The following is an 18,652-nucleotide window of genomic DNA, read 5'->3' as shown; positions in this document are numbered from 1 at the left end:
CCGGGCGCAAGGCCGGATGCCGCCCTGGGGATGGTCATGTCAGATTAACTTTGCTTGAGCAGGGCTGGGCGGTTGCGTAGCGTTGGGGAATGAACAAACCTGCCTGGTTTAAGTATTTCAAGACCAGTCCCGGTCTTGTCAGAAGAACTTGGGTTGAGGCGGGCAGGGGGTTTGCATAGCGTTTGGGAATGACCAAACCTCCCTCTTTCAAATACTTCAAAACCAGTCCCGAGATCATCCGCCTGGCGGTGATGTTGTACATCAGGTTTCCGCTTTCGCTTCGTAATGTCGAAGATCTGCTGCACGAGCGAGGCATCGACGTGAGCCATGAAACCGTCCGCTACTGGTGGAACAGGTTCGGCCCAATGTTTGCCTCCGAGATCAGACGAAAGCGGGTCCAGAAACTGCGTGCATTCTCAAAATGGAAGTGGCACGTGGACGAGGTATTTGTGAAGGTGAACGGCAAACGTCACTACCTCTGGCGCGCCGTAGATCACGAAGGAGAGGTGCTGGAAGCCGTCGTTACGAAGCGCCGAAACAAAGCTGCAGCATTGAAATTCCTCAAGAAATTGATGAAGCGGCACGGCGGTGCCGAAGAGATCGTGACGGATCGCTTCGCTTCCTACAAGGCCGCACTTAGAGAAATGGGCGCACTCGAAAAACAACAGACGGGCAGGTGGCTCAACAACCGCGTTGAGAATTCGCACCTGCCGTTCCGACGACGAGAACGCGCCATGCAGCGTTTCACGCGCATGCGAAGTTTGCAGAAATTCGCCGCTGTTCACTCCTCCGTCTACAACCACTTCAACCAGGAGCGATCGCTCACCAGCCGAGACACCTTCAAGCTGACACGCAGCGCCGCTCTTGCCGAGTGGCGCGAACTTGGCATGGAATAAAGGACAGCTTCACTGGCCTAACAGAGACGAGTTCGAATTCGTCTGACAGCACCATCCGCTCTCTATTTCGTGGATACGAATTGAGACACCAGATTCGAGCGTTTTTCCTGCAACTTCGCCGAACGCTTGCGTGATTTTCTCAATCATTAGTTTCTTGTCTTCAGATGAAAAGACACCTTCCATGACTTGAACATCTATAAGCGGCATAGGTGATCCTCCAAATCCGACGAGATACTGTTCATTTTCGTGAATGGGATAAACGCGGTCAACTTCTGCTAAGACCGCAACTCGGAAGTAGTTCCCGTTCAAACCAACGTCCGGTTCCAGCGCAAGCGGCCAGCGGCGCTCTAAAGCAGACGTTGTCGCGGAGCCGACCGGTATTGAGAGTCCGGTTTTAATCGCTTTGTGGACATCTGACAAAAATGCTCAGATGACCGTATCGAGCCCAAAGCGGTCATGTACGAAACAGGCAACATGCGCCTTTTGCTCTATAAGTTGCACAAGTTGAATTTCTTGCGCGCCGATAGACAATTTGGCATATGCTAAGCTAGGCTTCGACAGGTTTGTTTAGTGGTCAATTTAGGGGGGCAACGGAAATTCCGGGCATCTCAAAAGCCAGATCGAAAGAGACTTGAAGAACAGAAGAGAAATAATTTCCGGAATTAGCGCTTGTTTCGGCGCTGGCCTCACCACGCCTACACTATTACCTAGCAGGGCAAATGCATCTCAGAAAACGCTGCGTATCATGCGTTGGAAGAACTTTGTTCCGGCATATGAAGCTTGGTTTAACGACGAGTTTGTAAAATCGTGGTCACAAGACAACGACACGGACGTTATTGTATCAAACGTGGGCCTCGGCGAAATCGGGCAACTTGCTGCTGAAGAAGTGAAAGCTGGCGAGGGGCACGATTTGGTACTTTTTCTGTCACCACGCCCTTCGCTGGAAGATCACACTATCGATCACAGAGGTATCCATCTTGAGTGTGAAAAGCGATTTGGCAAAGCCTATGACTTCACGCGCCGAAGTGTTTTCAATCCGCGTACAGGTCGCTACCATGGCTTCGCTGAAAGTTATGCACCGACAGTTGTCACATATCGCAGTGATGTTTGGAGCGCCGTTGGAACAGTACCAGAAGACTGGGATAGTATTAGAAAGGCAGGTCGCGCCGCAAAGCTTCTGTTCGATGCGCCCGTAGGGCTCAGTTACGCCGCCGAACACAATGCAGACCATAGCTTGCGCGCACTGATGGCAGCCTTCGGGTCTTTTGTTCAGAGCGAGGACGACCGTCCGGCATTGGTTTCAAAAAATACTCTTGAGGCATTGAAGTTCGGGAAGGCTCTTTATGAGGAAACGATGTCTCCGGAAGTCCTCAACTGGACTTCAGCATCCAATAACCAAGCAATGTTGTCCGGCGCTGCAAGTTTGACCATCGACACCATGTCTGTTGTGCGAGCCGCAGAAGCAAAGCGCTTGCCGGTAGAGCCCGATCTTGCGCTTTCAAAACTTCCCAGTGGACCATTTGGCGGAGGTGGTCCGGCGTTTGCTACCAATACTTATGTAATCTGGCGCTTCGCCCGCAACGTTGATGGCGCACAAAAATTTCTTCTCGACTACATCGGGTCGTTTCGGGATGGGTTGATCAAAAGTGGGTTCCAAAACATGCCGGCTTTTCCGGGTGCGGTTCCTGATCTCGACGAGCTGATACTTGCCCCTTCCGAGACAAATAGGCGGTACGATGTTCTTTCAGCCGTACCTGAGACTCTTACAAACTTCGGGTTCCCCGGCTTTTCAAATGCTGCAACCGACGAGGTGCAGAATCGCCGCATTATCCCAGACATGTTCGCGCATGTTGCAAAGGGAATTGCGACACCTCAAGAGGCAATGGGCCTGGCTGGCGCTGCCATCGAGCCGATTTTCGACAAATGGCAGGAAATGGGTAAAATATAGCCGGATCACAAAAGGTTAGGGTCATGCGGATTCGTAATAAGCTGCTTCTTGCTATTACCGTTCCCGTTGGGCTTCTTATTTTGCAGATTCTAATCGTGAATGTTTTCATTCGCGAGCTACAAAATGCGGTGAACTTCATTTCGTCTGCACATGAGACGATTGAAAACAGTCTCGCGGCTGGAGACCTAGTTTCGAACCTGCGCGATGAAGCAAAAAAGCTGCCGGTTTCATTCATGACCGAAAGCTCAGTACAGGGTGATGATGTACGGCCGTTTCGATCCGCCTTTGAGCGCCTGGAAACGCGAATGGCATCAATCCACAAGGGCGTCGCCGGTCGAAGCACAATTGGTTCGGAGACAACGGTTCAAGAAGCCTTTGACCGTTTGCGCAGCGAGCTTGAAGCAACAGAACAATCGCTGTCGGTCGATGCGGTTGACATGGATACTTTACTGGAAAGAGCAGTATATCTGGATGCCGCTCTTGTTACGTTGTCCGGAGCACTAGAAGAACTCAACCGCGAATTGCGCGCGGAGTTGCAAAATGCGGTAAACCGTGAGCGCGAAATCCACAATCGCCCGATTATAGCAGGGATCGCTATTGGTGTTCTGACCGTGGTAATGCTGTTGGCTTTTACTTGGCTGGTAGTTGACCGAAATTTCGTAGCGCGGTTGAGCGATTTAAGCCGTTCGATGTTGGCCATTGCGGGTGGCGATCTGCGTGCACACGTCCCCGAAACCAAAGCAAAAGATGAAATTGCTGAGATGGCAAAAGCGCTCACGGTTTTTAGGGATACGGCGGTAGAGGTTGAGGAAAATAATCTTCGTCAGGTAGCTGAAGCGAGGCAAAGGCTCATCGATGCCATCGAAAGTATTGCGGAAGGGTTTTCATTGTATGACAGTGACGATCGTTTGGTCTTGTCCAACCGGCGATACCAGGATCTTGTCCAACCAAACACGAACGAAGTTCTAAGAACAGGTATCTTGTTTGAAGAGGTCGTTCAGGCGGCTGCGGGATCAGGGCAGATATTGGATGCAATCAATCGAGAAGAAGAGTGGAAACGCGATCGCCTCCGCCGTCACAAAAAACCGGAAGGTCCCTTTATTCAGCGCCACATGCCGGATCGGTGGATAGAGGTGACAGAGCACAAGACTAGCGACGGCGGGACCGTTGCGATTTACGCTGACGTTACGCATCAAAAACAATCGGAGTTGGCACTGCGTGAGGCAAAACGACGAGCAGAGGAAGCAACCGAGCAAGTGTCTCGGAAAAATGCAACGCTTGAAGGGTTGTCAGCGCAGTTGTCCAAGTATTTGTCACCACAGATATACTCTTCGATTTTCAGTGGGCAGCAGACAGTGGAAATAGCGAGCAAGCGCAAGAAGCTTTCTGTCTTGTTTGCAGACATTGTTGGCTTCACGGAAACCGCTGACAAACTGGAGTCCGAAGAGCTCACCAACTTATTGAATAACTACCTTACGGAAATGTCGAAGATCGCCTTGCGCAACGGAGCTACGATCGACAAATACATTGGTGACGAGATCATGATGTTTTTTGGTGATCCCGAAACCCTCGGTGTCCGTGAGGACGCCGTCGCCTGCGTGCAAACCGCGATCGAGATGCAATTACGAGGCAAAGAGCTGGAGCGTGAGTGGAGGGACTTGGGAATAGAGAAGCCTCTCAGGATGCGGATCGGCATCAATACAGGCTATTGCACTGTGGGAAACTTCGGTAGCGAGGACCGAATGGATTACACCATCATTGGCAATGAAGTTAACCTTGCCGCGAGGCTTCAGACATTGGCCGAACCAGGAAGAATCGCGATTGCGCATGAGACATTTTCTCTGGTTCGAAATCAGTTCGACGCTACGGAGGCGGAGCCAAGGGTCGTCAAAGGCTTTGAAGAACCGGTTCGGAACTACCTTGTCGATCTTCCTTCAGGCAACACGAGGTTCATTGAGACAATCCACACCATTTCCTCACAGGGGCTTCGCGTCACCTTGGAAACTCAAAAAATGTCGCCTGATGACAGGGCAGAAGCGATAAAAGAAATCAAGAATCTTCTTTCGATACTGAATGTAAATTACTGAGTGAACTGAAAGAGCTTCTACGAAGCAAGCGGACTTTAACAAATACGGCGAGGTTGGTGATCCCGCGTCCACGAAAGTGTCTTATCGTCCTCCGTTTGGCTGAAGTCTCATCAGAGTAGACAGCGCTACTCCACCCGAAATCGGCTTGAACTTTGGCGAATGATCTCGGGACGGGCTTTGAAATATATGAATAGCGATAATTTAGTCATTGACTGAGGCGATGAAAGCCCTGTGCCCGGCTCAAGACAAGTTCGTCTGATCAAAACCTCCGGGCGATGCGATCAAGGTTCATGACGAATGAAATGAGTATGGCTGGGTCGGTCGGGCTTTAGTTTACCTTCTGAATCGAAATCGTTGTCCGGATTGAATTGGAGCAAAGGGCGATTGTCAAAATCCTCAATCAACCTGCGCTGATCACCTAAAACACACCTTAGCAGCGCCTCTAACTCTCTGCGTTGTTCCTCTCCATGATAGCCGTGAACACCATGGACGATTTCATGCTTCAGAACGGAAAACCCAAGATATCGAAGCGTATACGCCGCAGGCCAGAGAAGCATTTGGATGTCGCCTTCCTTGCCGTTGTATGAACTCTCGTAGCCGCTTGAACCAGTGGTCACGCAGAAAAGAGCCTTCCTTCCTCGAAACTGTCCAGTATCAAACCTTTGTTCTACGCTGTGAAGCGCTCCATGCGCGAAAACACGGTCAAACCAGCCTTTTAAAACTCCGGGCGGGGCGAACCACCAAATGGGAAAATGAAAGATAATTCGGTCAGCTTGACGCAATTTCCTGACCTCGTTTTCAACTTCTGAGGGCAAGCACCTGAGTTTGGCTGCTTCCTCTTGGGCCTGAAGCGGATCAAAAGATCTGTCAGGACAAAGGTGCGAGTAATGCCGCTCGCTCTCAACTGGATCGAAATTCATGGCGACAAGGTCGGAACACAAAACCGTGTCTCCTGCGTCCATGCAGGCTTTTCGCGTCGCCTCCGCCCACGCACCATTGAAGGATCGCCTGTCAGGATGCGCGAGAACGATCAAAGTCGTAACCAAGGAATACTCCCAGAGTACCAAAGTGGAATTTTATACAAGCCAATAGCACGAATGGAATTGTTCGCCGGTGACCATGCGGATTCTTCAACAAACTTTAACTGGTCGTCTCCCTGTCGTCATCAAATCCACACAGTAGACGTTTCAAGTCGATGAGTTGAACGTTGGCACAACAGACAGAGAGGCTATTTGCTTTTTCGCATACGACTGTATTCGGACGAGCTTGTTTTTTTCGAGCCGCTTGAGGGTTTGTTGCTTGCCGCTAGGCGTGAATTTCATCCCAAACCACCCGCGCCGTGCTTGAGGATCACCGGAACTACAAGTTCTTCCTCGTCGATCAAATGGCGGGACAACAAACTCTTAAGTGCATTTGTCTCTTTGAGGAACTTACCAATCTCTCGAGTTGATTGGAGTTCGGCATTTATCACTGCATTCGCCGCTTCAACGTAACGATGCAAGATATCATCCAAAGCGTGGTGATCACGGTCAAGGATTTCGAAACCGCGTTGTATTCTGACCTCCTTCTTCGCCAATACGGGGAAGTAATGAGCGTCCTCTATATTGTGATGACCGTTTAGTTCGCCAACCAGCATCGAGCCAAGCTTTGATACATGCGCCTTGAAGACCATCGGGTCCGTTTTTTGGTCCAAATGTTTCTCGGTTTCAGTCGTCAGCATTTCCAAAAGCCGACGGAACATCATGTGGCGGTCCAGCCAAAAGCGGACGAGGCCTTCAAAGCCTGGATGTGCTTCCCAGCCTTCGCGGGGATACTCTTTAAGCAGCACTGAAAGCGCGCCCGGGAGGCCAATGCGTTGACAGAGTTGGGTCGAAAAATTATCCATCTTAACTTTCTTTTCAACACGTAAAGGAAGCCATACTTACCTGACACTATTTAGGAGTAAGGGTTTCGAGCCGAGCGATCCGTAGACAGGGACTGCTGATCCCTACGCACTAGGAGCTCAATGGCGTCAGCAAGATGTTCCTTGTCGATATGGTGATCTCCCCTCGTCACCCGGATACGGTGAGCTTCGATCATCACGTCGGCGTGGCGGCAGCCTTCGGGCGGCTCAAAACGATAGGAAGCCAATTCGATCCGAAGGCCGAGAGGATCGCGGAAGTAGATTGAATCCATAAACCCACGATCAACAGGGCCGGAATGCGCGACGCCACGTGCGTCAAGTCTCGACGGAACTTGCCAGAACGTCGCCTGGCTCACGTTCAACGCAAGATGGTGAAGCGATCCGATGTCCTCGGGAACAGCGGTCGGGTTAGGCTTGCGGTCCTCATTTGTGAAGATCGTGATTAAACGACCGTCACCGGGATCGAAGTAAATGTGCCCTTCGTTCGGATTGTCGAGGTTCGGCTGATCGAAGACGAACGGCATGCCCAACACGCCTTCCCAAAAGTCGATGGAGGTTTTCCGGTCCGCTCCGATAATCGTTATGTGGTGGACGCCCTGCGTTTGGATTTTCCGCAGGTCGTTGCTCTTTTCCATTTCGTTTGCCCCCCTATTTTGGCTTCATTCCGTTTCGGACCAATCGACCAACTTTGACTTGTAATCCGTTCTGGGCAGAGTGCCGAAAGGAACTAAAGTAATGTCGGTCGTCACCAGCAGTTCGTCACGCAGGCGCTTGCGAATGAGACTGGACAGCCCAACGTCGGCTTCTTGGTCTTTTGCCAACTCGACGACGATTGGTAATGGTGGTGCTTGCTTAACTGATTTAGTCTTTGGCCTGATCGAGATTGCTCCGCTGACCTCAACCCCGATTTTTCCGACGACGTCTCGCACAGCGGAAGGAAACACGTTGACGCCGCGCACAATCAAAAGATCATCGGTCCGTCCGATGCAACGCACTCGCGGGGTATCTCGGCCGCATGGACAAGCTCCAGTGCTTAGACGTACCCTGTCACGTGAGCGGAAGCGAAGAAGAGGTGCAGCTTGGTGCATAAGGTGGGTGTAGACCAACTCGCCCTCTGAACCGTCTTCGATGGGGATGCTGGTGCCGGTTTCAGGGTCAATAAGTTCGAAGTGAACAAAACCTGCGCCGGAGAAGTGCATTCCGTTCTGATGCGTGCACTCCCCCCAAAGCGACACAGATATGTCACCGATTCCCATTGCTTCAGTCACCCGCGCACCCCAAGCATTTTCAATGCGTTGCCGCATTGCGGGTTCGCCACCCCCGGGCTCTCCGGCGACGAGAATCTTATTCACCGAGGACGTAGCAGTATCGACTCCACGCTCGAACGCCCATTCCGAAAGGTACTGCGCATAAGACGGCGTACAGCCGAGAACGGTAGGCTTTAGGAGTTGAATAGCAGTCATCAAGCGCTCGGTATTTCCAGCACCAACTGGAATGTGACAGACCCCGAGTTTAGCAAAAGCGTCCAGCGTCACGCCCGCAACGAACGGCCCGGCGTTATACGTCGTAACCATACGTTCGCCCTTGGACAATCCGCTGGCGCCATAAGATCGAGTTGAAATTTCAACCCAATTAGCCAAATCATCAGCAGTAAGCGGGATGTAACTGGGTGTTCCTGTAGTCCCGCTGGTCGAGTACACCCGAACGATTTCCGTCATGGAGGCCGCAAGATGACGCCCAATGGGGTGATCTTCGTCTCGCGACGCACGTAGCTCGTCTTTTTCAGTGAAAGGCAACTTCGAAACGTCGTCGAGTCCCCCGGCTTCTTCGGCCGAGGCTATTCCCGCCGCGGCGAGCTTTATCTGGTAGAACTCGGAGTGTTCCCAGAGATACGCAAGCTGCTTCCGGTATGCCGCATCATTCGCAGCGGCGAGTTCGTTCCAAGGCAAGTCAGACAGTTTTAGCTGGCCCATTTCACGACCTGGTTGGTTTGAAGTTGACGCCCATCTCCGCGTGGTGCGCCAACGTAAATCCGATAGGCGTTTCGCTCTCCTCAGCGAGGTGAGCTAACAGACTTGCCGTGCGAGCCAGAATGGGGACCGCTTTAAGCACTGAAGGCGGAAAGTCCAAATCGAGGAGTACTGCGGGAATTGCGAAAGAGACGTTCATCGGTAAGGGCTTCGGCCAAAAGCGAGACACAGAACCTTCTATCTCACGGGCGAGCTGTGTGTATGTGCCCATGACCTTCCGTTCTTCGGCAAGGTTAAGAATGCGTTGCGCGCGAGGGTCTATTGGCTTGTGAAGGGGGTGTCCGAAGCCTGGAATGCGCCTGCCATCATCGCGCATCTCGACAATGATGTCGTCCAGCGATTCGCCATTTTTCGCGATCCGGGTGTGTGTTTCCTGAAGAAAGCGTCCTGCTATTTCGGTCGTTCCGAGAATAACCTTGCCGCAGCCCAACAGTCCAGCGGCTACTGCTCCTTGAAGGAAATCGGGGTCAGCTGCGTAAGTCATCCTGGCAGCTTGGTTGGTTGGAACCAGCCCATGCTCCGCGATCGAAACCAGCAAGACGTCAAGAAAGTAGGCCTGATCCGGTGTTGGTTTGCGCCCAGTCGTCAACAAATAAAAGTACTCGGTAAAAGTTACACTGCCCATCAATTCGTGTGCTAGGTCATGGTTTCGTACCGTGATGGTGTCGTGAGTTGCTGTCGAAATGGATGTTATTGCCTTCCCGGCTTTCCCAATCTGCATCGGAAATCTCCCTTTTCATCGCAACTTACCACAGATCAATTAGCTGAACGGGCGCAATAATGCGCCCCGCTATTGCTTCAGTCGCAAGTCGCAGCCTTTAGTCTACAGCAACGTCTGATAGGTGTGCGGCACAAAACGGAAGCCGTCGCCACGCGTTTCAACATAGCCGACAGCGGGAAACGGCATGTGATAGCCAATGAAGGGCATCCGTTCGGTGGCAAGCATGCCCAAGACTTTTCGGCGAGTTGTAGCCGCCGCTGCCTTGTCACGGTCAAAACGAACTTCCCAGTCAGGATAAGCAAGCGACCAGACATAATGGTTGGTCGTGTCCGCCGTAATTACGAGCTGCTTGCCACCGCTTTCCAGCATGTAGATCATGTGACCAGGTAAATGGCCGAAGGCCGCCATACCAGTGATACCGGAAACGACCGTGTCGCCATCTCCAATAAACGTCATCTTGTCCGCAAGCGGACGAACCTTGGCATCGAATGCTTCGTTTTCAGCGTCGGCGGTCGTGTCGTACTCGAGCTGCCCTGTGACATAGCTGGCATTTGCAAAGGTCGGGGCGCCATCCTCGCCCGTCAAACCACCAATGTGATCGCCGTGCATGTGCGTGATCACGACAATGTCGATATCATTGGGCGCCAGGCCTGCCGCTTCAAGAGCTGCTGTTGTGCCTGCTGCATTAAGGCCAGCGTCAAACAAAACGACCTGTACGCCAGTGTTCACAACGGTCGGCGTGAAAAAGAAATGGGTTTTGTCGGCTGGAATGAGGTTCTCTTCTGAAACAGCCTTGAACTCGTCAGAAGATACATTCATCCCAAATGTCTTTTGGGGTTCTTCGACTGTACGAGTTCCAACGAGAAGCGTCGACACTTCAAAATTACCGAGATTGAACGAATACTTACTTGCGTTCGGGGTCCTTGCTCCGTTCGCTCCGGCAAGTGCTGCACTCGGTTGAACGGTTGCCCCTGCAGCCAGTGGCAAAGCAGCGCCTGCAGCAAGGATTGTCCGTCGGGATAGTTTTGCGGTGGTGCTCATCAGGATGTCTCCAAAAAGATTATTGGGTGGGAGCTAGATCAATGAAGTGTTCGGTCTAGACGCGCACCAGCGATGTGCGAGCATGCACAGTTCGCTGGGTCGGTAAGAGCAACTGTCAATATCGTCTTTGTTGCATTATTTTATTAGCTGAGAGACTTGGTTGCGTGACTATGCACGAAACCCTTATTTGTGTGCCTCGGCACGTTACTGCCTGTCGCAAAAAAGATAGAATTACGGTTTTGGGTCAAAAAAACTTACCTAAAGTGGCCTTGATTTTGGGTGGTCGGTTTCCTCTTCGGACCCGAATAAATGAATTAGGAAATGGTTGAAAAATCTCAATTGGCCACGGGTGGACGTAAGCTTTGCCTCAACCGCTTGAATTACGGCTGTATCATAATGCTGCCAAGAACTTCGACACCATTTGCTGTGGATCGAATTATGAGAACCTCGCCGGATCGCGTATTCTGTCCCGTGAGGGCGGAAATATTCACCTGATGGGTGACTAGCATCAAACGACCTGAGGTTTTAGCGATCAGGTTGCGTGTCTGGGTTGTCTGGCTGTCCCGTGTCGAATAATCGCCGAAGAATGAGTTGAGGGGTGGAGCTTCACTGACGGGCCCCACATTGAGGAGCTCAGCCGTTTCGAGAGTTCGGCACCACTGGCTGCTGAGCACTGCGTCGAAACTAATGCCCCGCTCTCGCAATGCAGCGCCGATGGCTCGTGCTTGCTCCCGACCACGCTCGTCTAAGTTCCTCTGTGTCGCGCAATCACCAATTTCGAAGTTTGCCGGGTCACCCGTACCAGGAGCAAGCGCATGACGCATAATCGCGATTGCTCCAGGCTCGGAGTAAAAGTCCCAGTCATTCGAGTACGCGATCCCGGGAACAAAGAGAAATAGAACTGCAATCCAACGCATGAACAAGAGGTAAAGCAGAGTTGTTGAAGGTCGAGGCCTGGCGGGTTCGACGGTTCGGATTCTTTCGTTGCCACCCACCAACTGGGTGGAATTTTAGTTGTTAGGATAAAAAACCGTATCATGCGTTAAGCGGTTTCAAAGTTGTAGAGATACGCTACCCTTTCTGTATGCGTATCCTGTCCGTGCTATTCATCCTATTAGGTTTGCCTGCTCTTTCAGAAGAGGTGGAGCTTGAACTCGTTTTGCTGGCAGATGCTTCCGGATCAATAACCGAGGCGGAAATCGAGTTTCAGCGCCAAGGATACGCTGACGCAATCACCGATCCTCGCGTGCTTGCTGCAATACAGGAGTCAGCTTATGGCGCCATAGCGGTGACCTATGTTGAGTGGGCTGCGAATACCGCAATTGTTGTCGATTGGACCAAAATCGATGGAGCAAAAAGCGCACAGGTATTTGCAGAAGCATTGATAGGCCCGCCTCGGCAAGCCTATGGGCGAAATGCAATCGGGGCAGCCTTGCTCGACGCGAAGAGGCTCATAGAGCAGAACGATTTTGAAGGTTGGCGAAAAGTTATAGATTTCTCGGGTGACAGCCCGAACAGTTTTTCAGGACCCGCGATATCAACCGCACGAGCGGAAGTGGTTGCGTCTGGCATAACGATCAACGGGCTTCCAATCCTTTGCCGGTTCTGCGACACGCCGGGCCGTTATCCGGATCTCGCCGAAATCTACGAGCAGCAGATAATCGGTGGTATCGGCGCCTTTGTCGTAACTGCGGCGAATGAAGACGATCTTGCAGAAGCAATCCGTCGAAAATTGATCCTCGAAATCTCAGGTTTGGAACCGCCGGCAAACGTAGCGTCCAATTAAGTTCTGCCATCGGAGCAGACCTTAAAGCGCGTGAAAACGTCGACTGGTAATCTCCCGAGCATCTTTTGCCAATTTAACCGGAACAAAAGGGTCCTGTTGGACATTATTGATGCCGTTACTGCTTAAATATCAGCCTCCAAAGCACCCAACGCCGGCATTTCGTTGAGTCGTCAAATTTATGCTCCTATGGTATTTGGCGTGAGTGAAAGCGCACGATTTTTTATCTTGTCTGGCAGCGTGGGATCCCCATACCCACACGGTCAATTCGTTCAACATCAGTTTAGTCCTGCCGGTTCAACCGATCGACGCAACACACTCTTCGAACTTCTCTGCGGGTGAGAAGTAATTCAAGGTCTTTCTTGGCCGCTCGTTGAGTTCGCGGGCGACGCCATCGAGATGCTCATGGGTGTGCACGGAGATGCCTGTAGCCAATTTTAACGGTAGGATTGTCCATAAGGCAGACTTTGACGGAATTTTGCCGAATGACCGCACCGAGCCCAGAGCAGCCTGATCGAAATCATTTGTTTTGTAGAAACAGCATCCATGATGCGTAGTTGTGGGCTCTTTTTAAGCGGACTATGATTGTAGGTGCTCCGGGAAAGTCAAACTGTATGAATGAGCACCCTCAGAGGCGGTTGGCCGCGATAATGATGCTGGACGTAGTAGATTACTCCCAGCATATGGCCAATGATGAGGAGGGCACGCTCAACCGTCTTTTGAAAGTTCGTTCCAACCTGTTGGAACCGGTGATTTCCTATCACGTTGGGAGAATCGTAAAAAACATTGGCGACGGATTGCTGGTTGAGTTCTCAAGTGTGACCGAAGCCATGCTCTGTGCGCTGGAAATCCAAGAACAGTTGATGGAAGTGCAAAAAGATAGTCAGGAAACGACACCATTTTTTTTGAGAATTGGCCTAAATCTGGGTGAGGTCATAGTCGATGCCGACGACATTTATGGGAACGGAGTTAACGTCGCTGCGCGCGTAGAAGCGTTGGCAGAGCCAGGTGGCATAGCAGTGACCGCAGTAGTGAAAGAACACTTGCAGGGCGCCAAGGAAATATCTTTTGAGGATGTCGGAGAGGTTGAAGTAAAAAACATTCCAAAACCCATTCGTATTTTCCACGCAAAGCGAAACTCCGACGTTGAATATTTCTTGCGCGCGACTGGGAAGAAACGGGCTCCCAATCGAAACTTCTTTCGAAAAGTAAGCGCTCTGATCGGACTGGCGGTCGTTGTTGCGCTTCTTGCAATATATTTTTTGGAAAAGACGAAACTAGAGGAAATGCCCGAGTCTTCCGATGTGACCGCAATGCAGTCAGCACTTGAGAAACCGTCGGTTATCGTAATGCCGTTTGACAACCTGTCCGGCGACCCAGGCCAACGATATTTTTCTGACGGCATGACAAACAATCTGATTACGGATCTCAGTCATGTTGGCGATTTGCTGGTCATTGCACGCAACACCAGCTTTTCGTTCCGAGACCGCGGTGAATCGACAGATCCTAAGTCGGTCGGAAAGGCGTTAGGTGTTCGATATGTTGTCGAAGGAAGCATCCAAAGGTCGGGTCCAACGGTAAGGATAAATGTCAGCCTGACGGATGCGCATACAGGTTTGCAACTTTGGGCTGATCGATATGACGGAGAACTGGAAAATCTTTTTGAGCTCCAGGACAATACCGCTGCAGATATTATCGAAGCCTTAGAGATACAGTTGACCGAAGATGAAAGGCGACAGCTCTCCAAGCGCTATACTTCAAGCCTCGAAGCATACGACCTTTATTTACGTGCATGGGAGGCAATCTTCAGATTCAATTCTACTGGTCGACTCGAGGCACAGCAATATTTGCGCCAAGCACTACAAATAGATCCGGAATTTGCTCTTGCCAGGGCACTTTTGGCCACCAGTTACACCAATCGCAGCGGCGATATGCTGCAAAACAACGAGCTGATGCTAGATCGTGCGCTGTCACTGGCAGTTGAGGCGCAAAACAACGATCCTGACCTGCCGGCGGTACAATCCACGCTCGGCCTCGTCCAAATGTTCAGACGAGAGTTCGAGGCCGCCGAGGAAGCGTTTGCGCGTGCGATTGAATTGGACCCGAATTACGCAGATGCCTATGCCATGCGTTCGTGGAACAGGCATTATGCGGGCGAACCCGAGAAAGCATTGGAAGGTTTCAAATACGCTTTGCTTCTCAACCCGCGCGCACCATTTCCTTACCTCAACGCTATCGCGGAAGTACACTTTAGCCTCGGCAACTACCAAGAATCGATTAGGTACAACCTGGAGGCGACCGAAAGAAATCCGGAAGCACTCAGAAACAGATTATTCCTTGCAGCGGCATATTCAGAACTTGGAGACATGGAGGAGGCGAATTGGGAGGTTCAAGAAGCCTTGGCACTTCAACCGGATCTTACGCTGTCCAGCCTCATCTACATTGCACCCTATAGAGACACGAGTACTGCCGAGCGACTAAGGACAGCGCTCAGTTCCGCCGGACTGCCAGAATAGTTTTGTGTGGCCGCTTAATCTACCTGGTTTGACTTAAATCATACCCCGTTTGCCGACGCCCGCTAAACTGCCCGTCCTATTAAACTGGATGGGAGAAAATTCGATGACCAAACGCAACTGGTTACTGGACTATTCCTCCCTAAATCGGCAGACACTGACTGCGCAGTTTTAGGCGTCTTTCGCGCGAAAGTGGGACGACCGCTTAGTCCGCAAAGCAGACTTTGAGCAGATTTCAGCGAACGTCCGCTGCCGTTCAATGCAGACCTTCAGGCGAAATTCCTCGAAATGACCACCAACAATGACCGCTATCCGATCCTAAGCCGTCATCTGACTGAAAGACTCAGATGACTGCGTTGAGCCCGAAGCAGACGTGGACAAATGGTCCACTCTGTACTGAAAATTTTGTCTGAGGGTCCGCCCAAATGGACGCGTGATACAATTTCACTTAGGATTTAACTCACAAGTTCTGACAGCGAGGTTTTCCGAATGCCGCGCAGGCTGGCATGCTTTCTTGTTGCGGACGCCGTTGGTTACAGCGCCAGTGTGGAAGCGAACGAAGCCAGTGCCATTGCAGCACTTTCGAATACGCGATCCGTGGTCGACGAGGTGATCGCGCGCAATGGTGGTTCGATATTTGCAACCGCAGGCGACAGCGTCATTGCAACCTTTGAAACGTCGGTCAGTGCAGTAAGATCCGCTTTGGACATCCAGAAAGACCTGTCGGGCTGCAACGAAGATGTGTTTCAACTGCGGATAGGCGTGCATTTCGGCGACGTCGCAGAAGAGGGCGACACCCTACTTGGTGATGGTTTGAACATCGCCGCCCGATTGGAGCCGCTGGCCCCAGTGGGCGGCATCCTGATCTCCGCCGTTGTTGCGGATCAGATCGTCGGTAAAATCAGCGAAGATTTTGCGCCATTGGGAAAGCAAAAGGTCAAGAACATCTCGAGATCGCTGGAGCTATTCTGCTGGCCTCAAGATGCCGCACGCCGACACAAGCGGGGAAAGCTGGCTCGGAAATGGCCCTATGCGGTTGCCGGTCTGGCTTTGTGCCTCGCAATTTTTGGGTGGGTGATGCGACCCGAACCTCCCCACGAGAAGCAAGTCTTACGGGATGTCGTCGCGGTTCTGCCGTTCAAAAACTCAGGGGGATCTTCTGGCGACAGGGCGATTTCTGACGGTATTTCACAAGACCTGACTATCCGGTTGGCAGAGGTTTCGGGAGTGAGCGTCGTTCCGAGTTCTTTGGCCTTTTCGGTCACCAGCCATGGGCTTGAGGCAATTGAAGCCACCAGATCGCTCGGGGCCAGATATGTCGTAGATGGGAGTATGTTTATTCGCGATGATCAACTCAGGATTGCCGTCGAGTTGATAGATGGTGAAAAGGAAACAATCACATGGGCCGGAGCATATGATGGTTCATTGCAGCAATTGGTCGAGTTCCGAGACCGCATCATAGAAGATGTTGCGACTGAGATAAGTGGTAAGGTCACCGAAAAAGACCTTGACCGCCTGCGCGGAACCGGAACCAGCAACCCAGATGCCTACAAGCAGATCATTTTGGGCCGTCAGGCAGCAACGGCGTTCTCCAAAGAAACGAGCCATGTGGCTGAAAGGCATTTTCTCAAGGCCATTGAACTGGACCAGAACTACGCGCGTGCCTATGCGGAACTGGCGGCGATCTATGCCATTCGCCTCGAAAACGGGTGGTCGGCTCTGAGCGCGGCAGACGAGGAAAAAGCGCTCTATTTTGCGGACAAGGCGCTTTCCATCGATCCCGATCTCTGGCTCGCCCATTATGCTGCAGGGCGGTTGCATTCCATTTCCGCTGAAGACGACTTCACGAAGGCGGAAATACATCTGGAAAAGGCAATGTCGCTGCAGCCCGCCAATGATGATGCACGAATTTTCTACGCCTCGCTCAAAACATTTCAGGGTAAGGCCGGAGAAGCCGTCTCAATCATCGAGCCTGTTGTTTCGACCCATCCGAACGCACCGTTCTGGTACTACTTTCTGCTCGGACAAGCGCTTTTTCTGGATGAGAAATATGAAGCAGCCGAAACCGCTCTGGGCCAGTGTCTGGCCAAGATGCCATCTTCACCGTACTGCCTGAGGTTCCAGATCGCGAATTATGGGGCCATGGGGCGTCAGGATGACGCGCTCTGGCTTCTCGAAGAATACGAAATGCTGGGATTTGACACATCCCCGTCCTCCATCATGACCCTCCTGCATTTGGAAGATGCCGGGTATAGACAACGCATGGAGCAATCTCTGCGCGATGCGGGTTTAAGCGAGTAAAGTGCTTTGTTTAGTCTTTGGTTGTGAGTGAAATTCGTTTCGATGGGTCAAAGAAGCTTTCGTCCGCAGCTCGGAGTTAGGCCCAGTTCAAATAAACGTCCGGTTCTTGCATATGGAAAAAAACGATACATCACCTTCCTGACTATCTGTCATATCCACTTAGGATGCTAAGCTGCTGAAGTGGCGAGATCATAACAATTCTTGTGATGACCGCTTTTGGGGATCGGGTAGGCGCCCGACCGCTGCGTTGCCGCAAGTCCGCTTTGAGCCCGAAGCGGTCGTTCAGCTTTGCCCGGAAAACCCTAAAGGATAGCGTCCCCCAAATAATCTCAAATGGCTTTCAGCAATGCCTGGGTTGAGCGCATGGCCAAGTTTGTCTGACACGACCCGATGGCAACTAGTAAGAACATGTTGTAACGGTGACTCTGGTCTCAGAAAACAGAACTGCCCGCGACGACTTGCACGAATTTCGAATTGATCTCGCTAGTGTGCGCACTCGCTGGGCACGACAATCGCCAGCGATGCGCGGCATTCAACTTATGTGCATTTCGACCGTCGCATTTTCGGTCATGCACGCGTTAGTGCGCTTCGTCTCGCAGGAATTACCGCCAGTTCAGGTGGCCTTTTTTCGCAATCTCTTTGGCTTAGTCGTCCTGTTGCCGATCCTTCTTCGTTCGCGGTTCGAAATGCTGCGAACAGAACGCATCGGGCTTCACGCAATGCGTGGGGTAATAAACATCTTGGCGATGTTCATGTTCTTCACGGCACTCAGCTTGACCCCGCTCGCCACCGTGACCGCCCTCAGCTTTGCGGCCCCCATTTTTATGGCTCTACTGAGTGTGCTGTTCCTGGGGGAACGGTTTCGCCTGTATCGCTGGATGGCAATAGCCTTCGGTTTTGCTGGCATGTTGATTATTCTGCGCCCAGGTATCATCCCTCTAGATACAGGCGCCCTTTTGGTAACTGGCTCTGCCCTGCTCTGGGCAGTCGCGATGATGCAAATCAAGATTTTGTCACATACAGACTCGAGTATCACCATCGTGGCCTACATGGGTATTTTCCTTTGCTTGTTTTCGATAGGCCCAGCGATCTGGGTCTGGCAGCCAGTGTCTTGGAACAACTTGTTCTGGTTGGCGCTGATCGGTGTGTTTGGATCAATGGCCCAGGTGTCCCTCAGTCAGGCTTTCAAGGAAACCGACCCAACCGCGCTAATGCCATTCGATTTTTTGAAGCTTGTTTGGACAGCCCTGATCGGACTGGTGGTCTTTTCTGAGGTTCCTGACGTCTTCACCTGGATCGGTGGGGCGGTGATTTTTTCTTCGGGTCTACTGATTGCGTATCGCGAGAAGCGGCGCGGCAGTGCCGCAAAGCATTGAAGGAAATCATAAAGCTCTGTCTTCACGAGGTCGCATACCGCGGTCTAAGCCAG

15 protein-coding genes and 1 pseudogene are annotated in these 18,652 nt (G+C 51.8%); 7 read left to right on the top strand and 9 right to left on the bottom strand.

Annotation, left to right across the window (positions count from 1 at the left end; translation table 11 throughout):
• Positions 1-188: 188 nt before the first annotated feature.
• Positions 189-896 carry an IS6 family transposase gene (locus tag AC2FNE_RS18080; protein WP_496805960.1) on the top strand — a complete coding sequence of 236 codons (708 nt, stop codon included), beginning with the start codon at positions 189-191 and terminating at the stop codon, positions 894-896.
• Positions 897-905: 9 nt separating this feature from the next.
• Here the strand turns inward: AC2FNE_RS18080 and AC2FNE_RS18075 are convergent, their stop codons facing one another.
• Complete coding sequence (locus tag AC2FNE_RS18075) at positions 906-1,316, bottom strand: tautomerase family protein (RefSeq protein WP_496805953.1); 411 nt, start codon at positions 1,314-1,316, stop codon at positions 906-908.
• A gap of 325 nt (positions 1,317-1,641) precedes the next feature.
• Here AC2FNE_RS18075 and AC2FNE_RS18070 point away from each other — a divergent pair, with 325 nt between their 5' ends.
• Together AC2FNE_RS18070 and AC2FNE_RS18065 are read left to right on the top strand one after the other, a co-directional pair.
• The gene (locus AC2FNE_RS18070; RefSeq protein WP_496805952.1) at positions 1,642-2,844 is read left to right on the top strand and encodes an extracellular solute-binding protein; all 1,203 of its coding nucleotides are present in this window, start codon (positions 1,642-1,644) and stop codon (positions 2,842-2,844) included.
• A 23-nt stretch (positions 2,845-2,867) separates the two neighbouring features.
• Positions 2,868-4,931: an adenylate/guanylate cyclase domain-containing protein gene (locus tag AC2FNE_RS18065; RefSeq protein ID WP_496805951.1), complete on the top strand. Its 2,064-nt coding sequence runs from the start codon at positions 2,868-2,870 to the stop codon at positions 4,929-4,931.
• 281 nt (positions 4,932-5,212) lie between these two features.
• Here the strand turns inward: AC2FNE_RS18065 and AC2FNE_RS18060 are convergent, their stop codons facing one another.
• The 7 genes from AC2FNE_RS18060 to AC2FNE_RS18030 form a co-directional block, all read right to left on the bottom strand.
• The gene (locus AC2FNE_RS18060) at positions 5,213-5,977 is read right to left on the bottom strand and encodes an NAD(P)H-dependent oxidoreductase (RefSeq protein WP_496805950.1); all 765 of its coding nucleotides are present in this window, start codon (positions 5,975-5,977) and stop codon (positions 5,213-5,215) included.
• Between the two features lie 272 nt (positions 5,978-6,249).
• On the bottom strand, positions 6,250-6,816 hold the full coding sequence (locus AC2FNE_RS18055) for a hemerythrin domain-containing protein (protein ID WP_496805949.1): 567 nt from the start codon (positions 6,814-6,816) through the stop codon (positions 6,250-6,252).
• A 50-nt stretch (positions 6,817-6,866) separates the two neighbouring features.
• Positions 6,867-7,451, bottom strand: coding sequence for a VOC family protein (locus AC2FNE_RS18050; protein ID WP_496774315.1), 585 nt, complete (start codon positions 7,449-7,451; stop codon positions 6,867-6,869).
• 42 nt (positions 7,452-7,493) lie between these two features.
• Positions 7,494-8,807, bottom strand: a complete 1,314-nt coding sequence (locus AC2FNE_RS18045) for a phenylacetate--CoA ligase family protein (protein ID WP_496805948.1) — start codon at positions 8,805-8,807, stop codon at positions 7,494-7,496.
• A 1-nt stretch (position 8,808) separates the two neighbouring features.
• Entirely contained in the window at positions 8,809-9,585 is a 777-nt protein-coding gene (locus tag AC2FNE_RS18040; RefSeq protein WP_496805947.1) for a citryl-CoA lyase, read from the bottom strand.
• Positions 9,586-9,687: 102 nt separating this feature from the next.
• Positions 9,688-10,626: an MBL fold metallo-hydrolase gene (locus AC2FNE_RS18035; RefSeq protein WP_496805946.1), complete on the bottom strand. Its 939-nt coding sequence runs from the start codon at positions 10,624-10,626 to the stop codon at positions 9,688-9,690.
• Positions 10,627-11,006: 380 nt separating this feature from the next.
• Complete coding sequence (locus tag AC2FNE_RS18030) at positions 11,007-11,543, bottom strand: histidine phosphatase family protein (protein WP_496805945.1); 537 nt, start codon at positions 11,541-11,543, stop codon at positions 11,007-11,009.
• Positions 11,544-11,710: 167 nt separating this feature from the next.
• Here AC2FNE_RS18030 and AC2FNE_RS18025 point away from each other — a divergent pair, with 167 nt between their 5' ends.
• On the top strand, positions 11,711-12,412 hold the full coding sequence (locus AC2FNE_RS18025) for a DUF1194 domain-containing protein (protein WP_496805944.1): 702 nt from the start codon (positions 11,711-11,713) through the stop codon (positions 12,410-12,412).
• A gap of 294 nt (positions 12,413-12,706) precedes the next feature.
• Here the strand turns inward: AC2FNE_RS18025 and AC2FNE_RS18020 are convergent.
• A pseudogene (locus AC2FNE_RS18020) lies at positions 12,707-12,838 on the bottom strand (IS30 family transposase); the annotation flags it as partial.
• A 185-nt stretch (positions 12,839-13,023) separates the two neighbouring features.
• Between AC2FNE_RS18020 and AC2FNE_RS18015 the strand changes: the two are divergent.
• From AC2FNE_RS18015 to AC2FNE_RS18005, 3 genes are all read left to right on the top strand, one after another.
• Positions 13,024-14,925, top strand: coding sequence for an adenylate/guanylate cyclase domain-containing protein (locus AC2FNE_RS18015; protein WP_496805943.1), 1,902 nt, complete (start codon positions 13,024-13,026; stop codon positions 14,923-14,925).
• A 486-nt stretch (positions 14,926-15,411) separates the two neighbouring features.
• Positions 15,412-17,223: an adenylate/guanylate cyclase domain-containing protein gene (locus tag AC2FNE_RS18010; protein WP_496805942.1), complete on the top strand. Its 1,812-nt coding sequence runs from the start codon at positions 15,412-15,414 to the stop codon at positions 17,221-17,223.
• 419 nt (positions 17,224-17,642) lie between these two features.
• A complete protein-coding gene (locus AC2FNE_RS18005; RefSeq protein WP_496805941.1) occupies positions 17,643-18,599 on the top strand; it encodes a DMT family transporter in 957 nt (318 codons plus the stop codon).
• The last annotated feature ends 53 nt before the right edge of the window (positions 18,600-18,652 follow it).

The organism is Ruegeria sp. YKSD179, from assembly GCF_059612885.1.
This window is presented reverse-complemented; position numbering and strand designations above follow the sequence as displayed.